At 41.7% G+C, this 14,991-nt stretch carries 12 protein-coding genes; 3 read left to right on the top strand and 9 right to left on the bottom strand.

The genetic code is table 11. The features are described 5' to 3' along the window. The first annotated feature begins 21 nt into the window (after window positions 1-21). Together ACNAN0_RS04505 and ACNAN0_RS04500 are read left to right on the top strand one after the other, a co-directional pair. Window positions 22-465 (top strand): MerR family transcriptional regulator, encoded by a 444-nt coding sequence (locus ACNAN0_RS04505; protein ID WP_230913962.1) that lies wholly within the window; start codon window positions 22-24, stop codon window positions 463-465. A 31-nt stretch (window positions 466-496) separates the two neighbouring features. Then, window positions 497-1,054 (top strand): GNAT family N-acetyltransferase, encoded by a 558-nt coding sequence (locus ACNAN0_RS04500; RefSeq protein ID WP_230913963.1) that lies wholly within the window; start codon window positions 497-499, stop codon window positions 1,052-1,054. A gap of 37 nt (window positions 1,055-1,091) precedes the next feature. Here the strand turns inward: ACNAN0_RS04500 and ACNAN0_RS04495 are convergent, their stop codons facing one another. The 3 genes from ACNAN0_RS04495 to ACNAN0_RS04485 form a co-directional block, all read right to left on the bottom strand. Continuing rightward, entirely contained in the window at window positions 1,092-1,586 is a 495-nt protein-coding gene (locus ACNAN0_RS04495; RefSeq protein WP_230913964.1) for a low molecular weight protein-tyrosine-phosphatase, read from the bottom strand. A gap of 110 nt (window positions 1,587-1,696) precedes the next feature. Continuing rightward, window positions 1,697-2,524, bottom strand: a complete 828-nt coding sequence (locus ACNAN0_RS04490) for a fructosamine kinase family protein (RefSeq protein WP_230913965.1) — start codon at window positions 2,522-2,524, stop codon at window positions 1,697-1,699. A 41-nt stretch (window positions 2,525-2,565) separates the two neighbouring features. Continuing rightward, a complete protein-coding gene (locus ACNAN0_RS04485; RefSeq protein WP_230913966.1) occupies window positions 2,566-3,015 on the bottom strand; it encodes a hypothetical protein in 450 nt (149 codons plus the stop codon). A gap of 155 nt (window positions 3,016-3,170) precedes the next feature. Here ACNAN0_RS04485 and ACNAN0_RS04480 point away from each other — a divergent pair, with 155 nt between their 5' ends. Beyond that, a complete protein-coding gene (locus ACNAN0_RS04480; RefSeq protein WP_230913967.1) occupies window positions 3,171-4,169 on the top strand; it encodes a hypothetical protein in 999 nt (332 codons plus the stop codon). On the opposite strand, the gene ACNAN0_RS04475 is transcribed toward ACNAN0_RS04480, so the two are convergent. From ACNAN0_RS04475 to ACNAN0_RS04450, 6 genes are all read right to left on the bottom strand, one after another. Continuing rightward, window positions 4,166-7,606, bottom strand: a complete 3,441-nt coding sequence (locus ACNAN0_RS04475; protein WP_416353989.1) for a hypothetical protein — start codon at window positions 7,604-7,606, stop codon at window positions 4,166-4,168. The genes ACNAN0_RS04480 and ACNAN0_RS04475 overlap by 4 nt on opposite strands. Before the next feature lie 247 nt (window positions 7,607-7,853). Then, window positions 7,854-8,681, bottom strand: a complete 828-nt coding sequence (locus ACNAN0_RS04470) for a DUF975 family protein (protein ID WP_416353988.1) — start codon at window positions 8,679-8,681, stop codon at window positions 7,854-7,856. A 43-nt stretch (window positions 8,682-8,724) separates the two neighbouring features. Beyond that, window positions 8,725-10,152, bottom strand: a complete 1,428-nt coding sequence (gene nhaC, locus ACNAN0_RS04465) for a Na+/H+ antiporter NhaC (RefSeq protein ID WP_416353987.1) — start codon at window positions 10,150-10,152, stop codon at window positions 8,725-8,727. A 366-nt stretch (window positions 10,153-10,518) separates the two neighbouring features. After that, window positions 10,519-11,961 (bottom strand): 6-phospho-beta-glucosidase, encoded by a 1,443-nt coding sequence (locus ACNAN0_RS04460; RefSeq protein WP_416353986.1) that lies wholly within the window; start codon window positions 11,959-11,961, stop codon window positions 10,519-10,521. Window positions 11,962-11,975: 14 nt separating this feature from the next. Continuing rightward, window positions 11,976-13,991, bottom strand: a complete 2,016-nt coding sequence (locus ACNAN0_RS04455) for a beta-glucoside-specific PTS transporter subunit IIABC (RefSeq protein ID WP_416353985.1) — start codon at window positions 13,989-13,991, stop codon at window positions 11,976-11,978. A 143-nt stretch (window positions 13,992-14,134) separates the two neighbouring features. Next, a complete protein-coding gene (locus ACNAN0_RS04450) occupies window positions 14,135-14,977 on the bottom strand; it encodes a PRD domain-containing protein (RefSeq protein WP_416353984.1) in 843 nt (280 codons plus the stop codon). Between the last annotated feature and the right edge of the window lie 14 nt (window positions 14,978-14,991).

Here is a 14,991-nt window from a genome sequence, read left to right as displayed (position 1 = left end):
TTTCGGAAAGGTTCTGTGCGTATGTTAAATGGTAAACATCAATTTTCTTTCTTAAGCACTGACCGTTTGATTTTCGGTATTGGCGAAATTGCTAGAATGACCGACATTTCCACACGTCAACTCCGCTATTGGGAAAAGCGCGGTTATATTAAACCCTTAGCAAAAAAAGAAGGCGAAACACGAACTTACAATTTTAAAACTGTCATTGCCATTACCTCTATCAAACACTTTTTAGACGAAGGCTACACTTTACAAGCCGCAGCATCTAAAGTCACTGAATTCACGCATCAAGCAGATATTCTAAAAAAATTTATTTTAAATCGTTATCAAGGTCTGACTGAAATCGATGGCTTACCAGCGATTGATTTTGGTACGTTAGCTGAAAATCCAGAGCAACATGTGTTTGGCTTGATCACCCGTGATGGTGCTGAAATTGTGATCCGCCCTTCAGCCGTAGAAGCTTAAGCGTAAACTTAGATTAAATGAGGTATGTGCCATGCAAATTAAAATTCGACAACTAAAATCAAGTGAACTGCAAGACTTCTGGCAATTAGCTTTTAGTGATCCTAAAGCTGAATGGACGCAATGGAATGGCCCTTATTTTCACGACCACTTACCTAGCAAAAATGAGTTTCTGACTTATACAAGTCAGCGTTATTTACATGACCCTTTTTGTCAAGTGATCAGCGTTGACGACCAAATTGTCGGTGAAGTCTCGGCACATTATGTCGATGGCAGCTTACAACGCTGGCTGGAGGTAGGCATCGTTATTTATGCACCCAGTCAATGGCATCAAGGTATTGGCAAGCAAGCATTAAGACAGTGGCTTACCAAGGTTTTTGATCAAATCGCACTACCACATATTGGATTAACGACCTGGTCAGGCAATCTACGCATGATTCATCTGGCCGAAAGTTTAGGCTTAAAAAAAGAAGCGGAGATTCGTCAAGTCCGCTTCTGGCAAAACCGCTATTGGAATAGTGTGAAATATGGTATTCTTCGCAAAGAATGGCAACAAAAAAACCATCACGACGTTGACCACCCAACGAAGTGATAGTTTCAGCAACCCCAAATATACTGTAGCTCTACCCCTAAAACTCTAGTGCCAAATCGCCATGTGGCAGCCGTGTTTCGATCTTATCTAACCATTTAGGCAATAAACGCGCCAAATCAGTATAAGTCTGATCAAAATTATTAGTATACCAAGGATCAGCAATTTCAAATGACGCATCATCTGGCAAGACATCAGCTGCTAGGTGAATTTTTTTTGTATCCACCGTATTGGGCGCCAGACGTTTCAAAGTGCTGATGTTCTGATAATCCATACCAATGATCAAATCGGCTTCATCAAAATCACGTGACGTAATTTTACGTGCCTGATGTGCTTCACAGGGAATCTGATGTTGCTTTAATTCCTTACGTGCACCTAAATGAATTGGATTGCCCGCTTCATAACGTGAAGTTGCCACAGAATCCACACTGATCTGTTTTTCCAGATGACGTTGTCTGATCAATTGCTTGAACATCATTTCTGCCATAGGCGAACGACAGATATTACCTAAACAAACGAACAAAACCCGCTTCATAAATATCTTCCTTTTTTTTTTGCTAATGTCAGCATAACATATACGTACGGCATGTAAACCAATAATACAATGATAATTAGTCTATCATATCTAATCACGATTTAATCTGCCTAATACTGTTGTAAAATTGCGCTAACACTAGGTTGATAATCAGCGCCAAACAAATAAGTATGCAACATCAAATAATACAACCGATAAAATTCAATGCGTGCTTGCCAACCGCTTGCTAAGGGATAAACTTGCTGATACCCTTCATAGAATCTCTCATTATACCCTCCAAAAACCGTTGTTAGTGCTAGATCAAATTCACGGTCCCCATACCAAACTGATGGATCAATCAAATACGGCGTTCCATCATCGGCAAATAGATAATTACCTGCCCACAAATCGCCATGCAACAAAGCTGGCTTAGACTGATGCTGTTGCATTAATTTTTGAAATTTAACCACGACGTGCTGAAATTCAACTTGCCATTCTGGTAGAAATAACCCTTTTTGCTGTAAATTTTGAGCCAACGGTTGTAAACGCGTCTGTAGGAAAAAGTCGCACCAATTATCAGACCAATCATTACGGACCTCAAAGTTTCCCGAGTAAAAACTTGTTTTGTAGCCAAAACGGGCATTAGGACTTATCGTTTGATGCAAATGGGCAACCATCTGGCCTAATTGAGCTTGGTCACCTTGCCCACTAGGAATATAGTCAATCAAAAGATAAGCATCGCTTTCAATCTGACCACTGGCAATCACGTGGGGCACATTGACCACCGCGCCCAATAAATTTAATCCATCGATCTCATGATTATAAAAGGATTGAGGTTGACCAGGCTGCACTAGCAAAAAGTAATCTGCGTCTCTAGTCTGCAAATGATACGCATCATTAATATCACCGCCGCCCACTGGTGTTACTTGTTGAATATCGTGAACGGGTAACTGTGCCAACCATGTTTGATCTAAAATAATACCTGACCTCCTTGACTTGATTATGCTGAAAGTGTTAGTGATTTTGTATGGAATGGCAATAATTTATTTTTACCAAAATCAAAATAATAAGCCATTGTTTGATTATAAAAGGCAAACTTATTGATGGCTACGCCTACTCTGGCTAATTCACGATGTAAGTGGTCAATGCTTAGCGCCATCAAATGCTTCTTTAGAATTGGTAAATGAATATCATTTGCCGTACTGATCCCCCGAATCTTGGGTTCTAATCTTAAATTTAAATGTCCTAGTACCTGTGCGAGTGTCGTTTGTTCCTGACCCGAAGTTGCATCAGCAGGTAATAGTCGTTGATAAGCCTGAAAAAGTCGTTTGATTTGGCGTTCAAATTCAACGGTCGTCAAATCATAAAATACGACTGAAACACTGATTTCATTATCTTCACCTAAATATAATAAATGATCATTTGAACTTAATTGATGGTCGTTTAACATAGCAGTCAACCTCCAAACAGGTGAAATTAGAATGGATTGATGATTATATACCATCAATTGAGATTTGTCAGCCTAAAAAAATATCTTTTTAGGATAATACCTAATGGTCATATGATCACAACTCCTATATTCTATTATAGTAGGAAGGTGAGCAGATGGTGCAAATTTATAACTCTGAAAGTGACCACGACTTTACACCCAAAGTTTTTAATATATATGAACAAACTTATTTCGAGTCTTGGCGGCCGCTATTACGTAAGGCTTTAGAAATTGAGATCCAACAAAATAATATGGTACTGCACCTTTTCTTTTTTCCAAAAGAAGATGCTGATCTGGTGCAAAATGTCAGTTTGCTAGAACACAAATTACAAAAAGTAACAGAAATGCTGGCAGAACAAGGTTTTTATTATGCCAATCAAAAGCCACTATTGAATGGTTTGCGAAGCCAATATCAACAACTTGCTAAAATCATCGGTCAATATCATATTGACCCTGACCAAGCACTCATGAAAGCCCTGCTAAGCAATGGTCAGCCGGCTGATTTAGAGCGTGAATTCTTACAGGCACTACAATCTGCTGACTTAAGCCTTGCTGATTTACCGGAAAAACAAAGCATTGGTCCTGATTATGAACCTGAAATTGAACCTGAGATCCAACCAAATTCCTTTTATGATCAATTATTTCAAATCTTACTGCATCCTTATTTGCGTGACCCAGCGCTGCATTGGTCAGCAGCGGCTAACCTGACTTCTGAAGGTCAACAAGTATTGACGCGCCTTAACCGCTATGCCACCCGGGACTGGGACCAATACTATGCACATTATTATGACGAGCAAGAATTAGTTAAGCAGCTACGTGGCCTAACCGATCAAGACTATTACGACCAAATGGAACATGTTGAACTCAAGTATGTGGACCAAGCCTATGCTGATGTTTTACAAGACTTATATCAAGCTACTTTAAGCAAGTTGCAGCAAGTAAGTATTGAACCCTTAAATACACCGCTGCCAACCCACTTTTTTGAAGCTGATGCCCACTTAATGGCCCAGATTCACCAGGCGTTCAAATTAGATACCGTGGGCAAAGAACATGTGTTAAGTGCTCCCATTCTTGAAATTAAACGCAAGTATGACTTCTACCGTCAAAATTTCTAAGGTCCCAATGTCACATGATAATTAATATACGCTTCATATTTCCCCGGAATGATCTGCTGCCAGACATTGTCGGGGATATTTAGTTTAGCATTATCTCGGTACGCCAGACTGATCTGATTTTGACTACTTTCTTCCAGACTGCGATCGAGAACATATAAAATACTTGGTGTGCTCCCATCTGCAAATAGTTTTTGCGCCGTGTGATTTACAATCAAATTTGGGTCTTGATTACCGTTATTTGTTGTTGTCGCCTGGCCAAGTTCAATATTAACAGCCGACTGGTCTGCCGCTAATTGTTTTTGGGTGTCCGGATTGGTAAACGGTGTCATGACCGCACTCAAAGTCCAACTATCGGTTATTGAGTTATCATAGAGTTCAATAGTTGGGGTGCCATTTTTATTTTCAAGCTGACGCGGCTGCGAGCCACTTTCTAACTGATTAGTGCCAAAGTCCAGCTCTGGGACACTTAATAGCTGTGGTCCACTGGCTTTAAGTAATGTCACTTGATTGGATTGTCCCAAATAACGAGAAGTGAACCCATCTAGCGTAAAAGCCATATCTAAAATATCAGACTGATCAGGCACTTGGCTAATATCAGTGACGTCATACGTATAGGTGTACGTAAATTCAGCATCTACTGGTAAGCTGCCGCCATTGGGCAAGGTCCATTGGTAAGCATTGAATCCTGGGTAACTTACGAACGAATTATAGGTTGTTGGATAAGTTTGACCATTGTAATTCACGGTCACGCCAGTCGCCGTATTAAGAGTGGCACCATTGATCGTTGGAACCTGCAAATAAATATCGCCATTCAATGCTTGATCACTCGTTTGCTTGCCCTTAACATTGACAATGACTTTGTCACCATTTTGACTGACATATTTTGTATCCGTCGTGTGGGTTCCAATCACAAAACCTTTCTCTAACCGCAGCGAACTTTGGGCATCATCGACGACCAAAATTCTAATTTCTTTCATCGCCTGGTCTGAACCAGAAGCCGTTGTCCAACGGTTGCCAGCTTTGTCCTGTGCGATAATGCCATTTGGCCGAGCCAGCGTCAACTGATAGGTATAAATACCACTTGTATTCTGTAAGTTCAATCCAATCATTGCATTGACCACGTGCTGCTCGTTTTCCGTCGTCACTGCTAAAGTGCCGCCAGGTGTATTGGTCGTATCATTTTCGATTCTTAAATTCAACTGATTGTCCTGGGTCTGATTCAAGATATCACCCGTAGTTGTTGTGACACTTGGTGTATCGTTTGAAGTGATCGTTAAACTATCCGGCCCCGGAAAACCATCTACCCATGAGCCCGCCGCATTAATGACATGAGCTTGCCCATTGAGTAAATTCTGCCGGCTTACCACAATGGTATTTGGCACTGCCGAAGTCAATATTGGATCAAGTAATTGATTCACGTTTAATTGGCTACCCGCCACTGGTACATTATAAGGTCCATATGTGCCGTTCAACGCCCAGGTCACATTTCCACTTGGCAAAGCATCAACAGTACCACCGGCAGGGTTCGCAGAACTAGCATTTGTTGGGGTTGCCTGTAGTCTCAAATCAGGGTCATTGACAATTTCTTGCGGGTCCACTTGCCCCGTGGCAAAGTTAAAATAACTAAAGGCTTTAGTATAGCGTTGTGGCGTCACCACACCAGCCAAGCCGTTATCCGTCAGCCGATAAGGACTGTTGGAATCTGTACTAGTGGTATCCCCCGTGGTTGTATAAGGCGTATCGGAAGCTGGGTTAACAACGACACCATCAATCGCTGGATCAGGGTTAGCCACACGATTACGAATATTAAAGCCGGATACATAGTCTGTTGGTAAAGCGGATTGATCAGGCCCCACATTTTTTCGGTCGATAATATTATCAAATGGGGCAATAAAAACATTCCAAGATGAGAAGTTAGTGTATACTGGATATTTCGTCCCATGCTCAACCTGATCGCGCTTCACGACCGCGTAATCCATCGGCGTATTGCCCTTGAATGTGCCGGTGTTATGAATAATATTATTTTGCGTGATTGCTGACTCACCGACACTATAGGGGTCCGTTAATTGATCGGTACCGTATAAATCAATTCCAATGTCGCGTCGATTGCCACCCAAACCATTATCCTGGTTAAAAAGCCCGTCAGAATTAGGCGATGGGAATAAGCGCGCCTTGGTCAAGCCCTTATAAGCATCCGTTAAATTGCCATTATACTTTGATAAATCAAAATTGAAATTGATGTTAGCATTGCCTTGGAAACCTTGCTCAATAAAAAATTGAGTTAACCAAGTAAAAGTTTGCGATAAACCAGGGTCAAATTCGTAATTAAACAATTCACCACTGGCCAAATTAATCAGTGCACTAGCTGAACCAATATTACCAAGGTTATTAACCGCCGATCCTAAGGCCCAAGCCTTCTGAAACCCAAGTGCTGATGCTGTTTTTCCATTTTCTTCGAGATAACTTTGAGTTCCGGTGCCATTTTGGTTAACGGTTAAATTATTTTTATAATCCACCGCATCACTGGCATAATTTAATAGATTAAAGGTCGCTTTAGGATTCAACAATAAACTATCCGTATGAGTAATTTTGTAAGGAACACCCTTAACTTTCAAGTAAAAGGCAGTTTCATCATCTGGATCTAAATAAACGTGATGGTCAAACTGTAGTGGAAAATTATAAGTGCCGGTCCAGTCACCGCCCGTAACAGTCTGTAGCGATAAATTAAAATAGGCACGTTCCCAGTCAATGGCATTGGCTAAAGAAACTCGATCGATATCTTTGGGGACTTTAACTCGGATCATCACGCCCCAATTACCAGCCATTAAATGTAATGCTGCATTTTTCTGCTTTCTTATTTTCACAGATACGGGTACATTTCCAGAAACATTCAGGTAACCATTATCATAGCTTTTATCGTTGTCTAAAACAGGCATTGTCCCAGTACGATCCATTTTATTTACGAAGTTATTTCCATTAAAAGTCGGTGTAAAATTGTTCGCCTGGGTGGCATTATCAAAGCCTATGAAACCTGGTGCTTTTCCCGAGGGTGATTCCAGGTAATTCCAACTAAACCAAGGTGCTTTACCGAAACCACCGCCGCTAGTATATGGGCGAATCAGCATTGGTGACTCACCACCTGTAATCTCATCATTATTAGTAGTCACCAGATCTTTATTATTCGTCCCCTGCTTTTCAGCATCATAGACACCCGTAGCTGTCAGAATACCTTCATTACGTTGGTATTGCCGCCCAGTATCTGGATTGACACGCATATCATCGATTGGCGTGGTCGTTAAATTATTTTGAACATTGCGCGAAATCTGTGCAGAGGCCTGATTTGTCGTGAAACCAGCCAGTACCAGACCTAGGCAGAGGCTTATCAAAATAATCAATTGTTCACGATTCTTCAAGGTTTCTGCTCCTTTCTGTTTCATTGCCAGCGTTTATTTATTCCCTTGTTTTATTTTTACCCATTTTAATTATATCAATATATAAATATTTCAATACAAGGAGGCTGTTCAAAGCCTTGCTATCAAGACTTTGCGCGGATAACGAACGTTATGGCAATCAGCTTACTTTTGCCAAAGCAACAAAAAAGAGCCTGAAAACAAAATTAATCTTTTGCTTTCAAGCTCTTTTTTATTCTAATTATTTAGGTTTATCTGTGCTCCAAAAAGACAATTAATCCGCAGTTGAAGTAGATGGATCAGCCGTTGGTGTCTCTGATGTACTTGTTTCATCTTCTTTTTCGGCAGTCAACTTTACGTAAAAATTAGCTAATGTTAACCGAAAATACGGCCATAACCATATCAACAATAAGCCACAAGTCAAACCAGCTAAAATAAACCAACCCATAAAACTCAAATGTAAGACAAACAAGTCCCCTTTGTGACCTTGCATCAAATGGCGACTGCGCGTGATCGCCTCTAAATAAGTCACATCTTCTCCGCGGTCAATCCCATCTCGATAAATAAAATAGGCCTGGGAATAACTATAAAACTTAATAACGGCCGGGAAAAATAATAATAGTGACCATAAAATCAGAAACAAATTACGCAGGATATAAATCAATAAGGTGCCGATGAAATACTGGCCATTCATTAAAATCCGAAAACTCTGCTTTAAAGGTTGGTCTGGAAACTGATTGCGGCGGATGATGTCAATCAAAACAAACATGATCCCCACCAACATAAATAAGATTGCTAACATCAATAAAGAACTTACCCCTGAAGTGAAATGGTCCCAAGGGCTATTCGCCATCTGTGACCCATATAGGTGTCGGTAATTATAGCCATACATACCATGAGCATAAAAGTTATCACTCCCGCGCCACATCATCCGATCTGGCCGCAGCCACGTACTTAAATGATGTACAAAGTGGTTTTGCGTCACCCAGCTCACCAAACTTAACAGAAACAATGGACTAAATAATACCAAAAAATACGGGAAATTATGGTTTAATCTTGTTTTGGCCTCGGCCTTTAGCGCACCACGTGTTACCATCATCATCAACTCACTCTCTTACAAACCATTATAGTATGAAATTGATGATTTAGCGATTTTCAAGTGTTAAGGGTTGGGCAGCATTCGTTGCTTTTGCCTGTGTCCCTAAACGCTTCAGACCAATCCCCGTCATGGCAGAAAGTAAAGAGAACACGGGTGATAATAAACTAAAGAAACAAAATGGTAGGAAATGTAGCACGGGAACACCTAAAGTATTGGCCGCAAATGCGCCAGCAACCCCCCAAGGCACTAAGTAGTTGATCACGGTGCCGCCGTCTTCCAAAACACGACTCAAAGCTAAGGGATCTAAACCTTGCTTTTTGAAAGTCTCTTTGAAAGCATTGCCTGGTAGAATCACCGAAAGGTATTGTTCCCCTACAAAGATGTTGACGCCGATGCCAGCTAGTAAAGTGCTTAAAACTAGAGCTGTATGTCCATGCAGATGGCGTGCCAGCGGCGTGATCACACTTTGAATAATGCCAAATTCCATTAACAAGCCGCCTAGGGCTAAAGTCAAGATGATCAACGAAACAGTGCCCATCATGGCCGTAATGCCACCCCGAGATAATAACGCGTCCACACTAGCATTGCCGGTCTTAGCCACAAAGCCACTTTCTAATAAAGTTGCCAGCCGCTTGATAGAAAAATTCGGTTGATGTCCGAAAATCATCACAATGGTGACCCCAATATTTAGGAACAATGTGGCAATTGCCGGAATCTTCATCACGGCACAAATTACCATTAAAATAATTGGCACGATTGCCCACCAACTGATCCAAAAATGATTTTGTAACGTCGCAATCGTCGCATTGATCTTCATAGCGGGCATAGTTTTAGTGGTATGTCCCATAATGCCGTAGATCATCAAAGACACCAGAAAAGCTGGGATCGTGCTCCACATCAAGTTGCGAATGTGTTTGAACAGATCAGAGCCTGCGACTGCCGAGGCCAAATTGGTAGAATCTGATAAAGGTGAGGTTTTATCACCAAAGATTGCCCCAGAAATAATGGCACCAGCTACTAATGCTGGATTAATGCCTAAAGTCGTCCCCATGCCAAATAATGCAATACCCACGGTAGAAATAATCGTAAAGGCACTCCCAATTGAAGAGCCGATGACGGCACAGACTAAGAAAACAGATGGCACGAACCACTGGTCGGAGATTAAGTGAAAGCCCACTACCATCATGGAAGGAATGATACCAGCTGCAATCCAACTGGCAATTAATGCCCCAATTAGAATAAAAATCACAATGGGAATGATGCCGGTTTTAATGCCGTTGATCACCCCATTATGGACCTGATCCCAGCTGTAACGCCGAATTTTAGTCCATAAGATCAAGAGGGCGATCACTAACATCACTGGTGTTTGTGGGGATACCCCAAATTTAATGACTGCTGTCCCCAAAATACCGATCATTACGATCAATATGATCAATGCCTCGCTAAAATGAACTTGTCGCGTTTTGTTTGCCATTAGAAAGCCTCCTATTTGTTTACGAACCATTAAATTTTAAATGTGAAACAAAAAAATCGCCCCTACAACAATCTCAAAAGATTGCCATAGGGACGATCGGGACAAACCGTGGTACCACCCAGCTTGAAATAACGTCGACTAAGCTCACGAATCTAAGTCAGTTATTTCCACTCACTAGATGTTAACGGTTCTAATGGTCTCCGTTTGCCGCAGCAAATCGATTCACCGTATTTGGCTAATATTATCCTGATCGGTTCGCAGCAACCACCGACTTTCTGACACCCAGATAACACGCTACTTCAATGTGAAATTAACGATCGATTATTTAATTAATAACTAAGAGATTACACGTTCGTTTATTATTCGTCAAGCTTTAATTGGTTCAGTCACGCCATTATTGGCAATCACATCTTTATACCAATAGAAGGAATCTTTACGATAGCGGGCATTAGTCCCCTGACCATTATTATCGCGGTCCACATAGATGTAGCCGTAACGCTTGGCCATCTCACCTGTACTAGCTGAGACGAGGTCAATACAGCCCCAAGATGTATACCCCCAGCAAACGACGCCGTCAGCAATAGCTTGACCCATTTGATCAATGTTTTCTTTCAAATAGGCAATCCGGTAAGCATCATGAACCTTATGATCTGCCGTTAATTCATCTTTTTCACCAAGCCCATTTTCAACGACAAATAGTGGTTTTTGATAGCGATCCCAAACGTTATTCATGGTGATACGCAAGCCGACACCATCGGTTTGCCAGCCCCAACTAGAAGTTGGCAGATAGGGATTCTTCAGACTATTAAAGACATTGGCTTCGCCCTTTTCAGCAGCGACTTCAGGATCTGCACTGACCAATCGTGAAGCATAATAACTAAAGGAAACAAAGTCAACGGTTTCTTTTAAAGCAGCCAAATCAGCATCGGTCATTTCAATATGCAGGTCATTGGCTTTAAAGAAAGCTTTAGCATAGTTAGGATAATAGCCCCGAGCCTGCACATCAATGAAGAAATAGCCTTCCCGATTAGCTTGAAGTGCAGCCAGAACATCGGCCGGTGCTGGTGTATTTGGATAAACTTCACCTGCCGCCAGCATACAGCCCATTTTAATATCAGAATCAATTTCGTGGGCCATTTTAACTGCTTTGGCTGAGGCAACTAATTGATGGTGTGCCGCTTGATATTTGGTTTGTAATGCCTCTTTTGCGGACAGATCACTGACGTCCATACCACCGCCTAAAAACGGAATGTGCAAAATCATGTTGATTTCATTAAATGTCAGCCAATACTTCACGAGCTTATGATAGCGGTGCAAAATCACATCACAATAGCGCAAATATAAATCGATCAAACGGCGATCGGCCCAACCATTATATTTTTCCATTAAAGCCAGCGGTGTGTCAAAATGATTGATCGTTACCAATGGCTCCATCCCTAAATCACGGCACTTTTGAAATAACTTGTCATAAAAAGCTAAGCCGGCTTCATTGGGCTGAGCATCATCGCCATTAGGGAAAATTCGCGGCCAGCTGATCGAGGTCCGGAAAACTTTAAAGCCCATCTCGGCCATCATTTCTAAGTCTTGTTCATAAGTGTGATAAAAATCGATCGACTCATGGCTGGGATAGAAATCATAAGTTTTTTGAGCTGCTGCTTTCGGATGCATCAGGGCATCCCACCGCCCTTGTTTGGCATCAGGTAAAATATCCACCAAAGATAAACCTTTGCTATCTACTTGATAAGCACCTTCACATTGATTAGCAGCTACAGCGCCGCCCCATAAAAAGTCTTTTGGAAAATTTGTCATTGAACTTTCACTCCTTAATCTAATGTCAAAATATCGGTTTTAGCAGTGACTGCTTGATTCACAACCACTGGTTTGACGTCATGATATTGATTGCTATTGGTAATAATGATCGGTGTGGTCGTTTCTAAACCAGCCGCTTTGATGGTAGCCATATCAAATTCCAATAATAATTGACCAGCTTCAACGCGATCGCCTTGTTTCACTTTTGGTGTAAAGCCTTTGCCATCTAACGAAACGGTATCCATCCCAATATGCAATAATATTTCAGCCCCTTGATCACTATTGATGCCAATCGCATGACCAGTTGGGAACAATAGACTGACTGTACCGGCAACGGGGGCATAAAGCTTGCCTTCTGTTGGTTCAATGGCAACGCCTTTACCCATGGCACCAGAAGAAAATACCGGATCTTTAACGTCTTCTAATTTCATGACCCGACCCGATAGTGGGCTTAATAATACTTCGGGTGTATTAAACTCGATTTCTGGTTTTGTGACGGTAGCTGGTGCTTTGGTGCCATTGATCATTTGCACATTAGCACCTTCTAATTCTGGTTCAGCTGCAGCTAAGGCCGTGTCTTGTTTGGCATCTACTTTTGCTTCGGTCTTAGCATCTTTGGCAACAAATAATGTCGCCGCAAAACTGATGGCGAAAGCAATCAAAGCACTGATAATTGCCCCATAAAATGGCATACCGATGGTTTGTCCAGGTTTGAAGAACGTCAAAGTTGCAAAGACGCCTAAGCCCCCCATATTGTAAGCAACCGTGCCGAAGAGGCCAATTAAAGCACCGCCGATACCAGCACCGATCAAACTAACGACGAATGGTTTCTTTCTTGGCAAGGTGATCCCGTAAATAGCCGGTTCTGTGACACCAAAGATACCCGAGATAAAGGCAGAGATGCCTAAACCTTTGGTCTTTTTATCTTTGGTACGTAAAACAACTGCCAATACAGCCCCAATTTGTGCCCAAGAAGCCGCAAAGGTCAATGCCAAAATCGGGTCAAAACCATTTTGGGCGATATTATTGATAGCTACTGGAATCAAGCCCCAACGGAGTCCGAACATGACCATAACCTGCCAGAGCGATCCTAAAACGATCCCTGCTACGATTGGACTTAATTTAACCAAGCTGCTGATGCCAAAACCTAACCCTTGCGCCACCCAAGTCGTGACCGGACCAATGACTAGAAACATAATTGGAACCGCTATCACCAAAGTGAATAATGGGACTAAGAATGCCTTAACCACGGTCGGGATGAGTTTTTGCAGCCGTTTCTCGATCAGTGAAGCAAACCACACCCCGACAATAATCGGAATGACCGATGAAGTATAGCTCATCATGATCATCGGAATGCCTAAGAAAGTATCATGCACTGGTGAAGCAAATGGTGTCCCTGCAAGTAAGGTAAATAGTGGTTTGATCTTACCCATATTGGTTGGTGCCATGGCGACAATCGATGGATAAACCATGATGGCCCCCATCGTCAAGCCGAGAAATTCACTAACTTTGAACTTCTTAGCGGCACTGTACCCCAACATTACTGGTAAGAAGTAGAAGAAACTATCGGAAATCGCATAAAGTACTTGGTAAGTCCCGGATTTCTCAGCTAACCAGCCGAACTGGAGAAATAAGGCTAGGAACCCTTTCAGCATCCCAGTAGCAGCCAAATAACCTAATAAGGGCGAGAAAATACCAGAAATCAGATCAATGAAGCGATTTAAAATCGTTTGCTTTTCACCATTGTTACGGTCATCTGCCGCTTTAGCGTCGTTTTGGTTGATATGACTGTTCTGTAAAACGGCATCATACACATCAGCAACTTCATTGCCGATCACCACTTGGTATTGCCCACCACTTTGGACCACGCTGACAACGCCATCAAGATGCTCTAATTGTTCTTTTTGGGCCTTGCCTTCATCCTTTAATTTGAAACGCAGACGCGTGACGCAGTGAATCAAACTATTCACATTGTCTTCACCACCGACACCTTTGACAATTTCCTTGGCTAATTCATCGTAGCTTTTCATCTGTAAAACCTCCTTGAATTTTATTCAAAATAAAAGCCCAACTAAGCTTTCAAAAAGAAATGACCAAAAAATGTCATTACTTCTTCAAAGCTTAGTTGAGCTAATGCCTGGTTGACCCAGTAACACGCGACCTAAGCGCTAATTTATTGCTGTTGCTTATCTTGCATCAAACGCATCAAATGTAAGGCGAGATAAACTTTCTCCGAATCACTGATCTGCCATTGCGTCTCTGACTGTAAATAATGGACCATACTCTCAGCCACTTCGAAAGCACGTTGATACTTTGTCTTTGTTAATGTCACAAAAGCCTCGTCTAACGGATGAACATGCTCTTGGGTGCCTTTCATATGACGAATCAAAAACAATCTTAAGTGGGTCACAAAACGACTATAATTAAATGATTTTGGATCTAATTGGACTTTATATCGAAACTGCACGATATTGATTAGCTTTTGAATCAGTTTCGTCAAATAAATCGTATCTTGCAGTGAACTGGCATCTTCGGTATTCACGAAATGATATGTCAGAAACACGGCTTCACTTTTAGGCAGCCTGACTTGAAAAGCATGCTCAATTCGAGGTAAAAGTTCCTGAGCCAGCTTGAATTCTTTTGGGTAAAGCTGAGCTACTTCCCACCGAGTTGACGTATCATCAAAGTCAATTTTTTCCTTTGCCCGCTGCAAAGCAAAGGCTAAGTGATCCGCTAAGCTAGCATAGTCATTTCCAGTGACTTCTTGGTGCAGCTGCTTACTGATAAATGTCAAAATTTCATTAGTCAGCTTAACGACCTTGGGATCAATGGTACGCATGACTTCAAAGTCTTCCTGATCCACTGCGCGATAACAATTTTGAATTGCCTGCTGATTAACAACATCACCTTTCTTCAAGCCAAAGCCAATGCCTTTTCCAATGACGATCCATTTTGCGTGTTGATCATCTTCAACTAGAGCAGCGTTATTATTAAAACTCTGAACAATTCGAAACACTCAAACCACTCCCA

It is taken from the genome of Agrilactobacillus fermenti (genome assembly GCF_047943045.1).
Classification (GTDB): Bacteria; Bacillota; Bacilli; order Lactobacillales; family Lactobacillaceae; genus Agrilactobacillus; species Agrilactobacillus fermenti.
The sequence above is the reverse complement of the archived record's forward strand: the minus strand, read 5'-3'. Positions and strand labels throughout refer to the sequence as shown.

Bases quoted from the DNA above. Each gene is read 5' to 3' on its own strand.
- ACNAN0_RS04505 (WP_230913962.1), top strand. From the start codon at position 22: ATGTTAAATGGTAAACATCAATTTTCTTTCTTAAGCACTGACCGTTTG.
- ACNAN0_RS04500 (WP_230913963.1), top strand. From the start codon at position 497: ATGCAAATTAAAATTCGACAACTAAAATCAAGTGAACTGCAAGACTTC.
- ACNAN0_RS04495 (WP_230913964.1), bottom strand. From the start codon at position 1,586: ATGAAGCGGGTTTTGTTCGTTTGTTTAGGTAATATCTGTCGTTCGCCT.
- ACNAN0_RS04485 (WP_230913966.1), bottom strand. From the start codon at position 3,015: ATGTTAAACGACCATCAATTAAGTTCAAATGATCATTTATTATATTTA.
- ACNAN0_RS04480 (WP_230913967.1), top strand. From the start codon at position 3,171: ATGGTGCAAATTTATAACTCTGAAAGTGACCACGACTTTACACCCAAA.
- ACNAN0_RS04475 (WP_416353989.1), bottom strand. From the start codon at position 7,606: ATGAAACAGAAAGGAGCAGAAACCTTGAAGAATCGTGAACAATTGATT.
- ACNAN0_RS04470 (WP_416353988.1), bottom strand. From the start codon at position 8,681: ATGATGATGGTAACACGTGGTGCGCTAAAGGCCGAGGCCAAAACAAGA.
- nhaC (WP_416353987.1), bottom strand. From the start codon at position 10,152: ATGGCAAACAAAACGCGACAAGTTCATTTTAGCGAGGCATTGATCATA.
- ACNAN0_RS04460 (WP_416353986.1), bottom strand. From the start codon at position 11,961: ATGACAAATTTTCCAAAAGACTTTTTATGGGGCGGCGCTGTAGCTGCT.
- ACNAN0_RS04455 (WP_416353985.1), bottom strand. From the start codon at position 13,991: ATGAAAAGCTACGATGAATTAGCCAAGGAAATTGTCAAAGGTGTCGGT.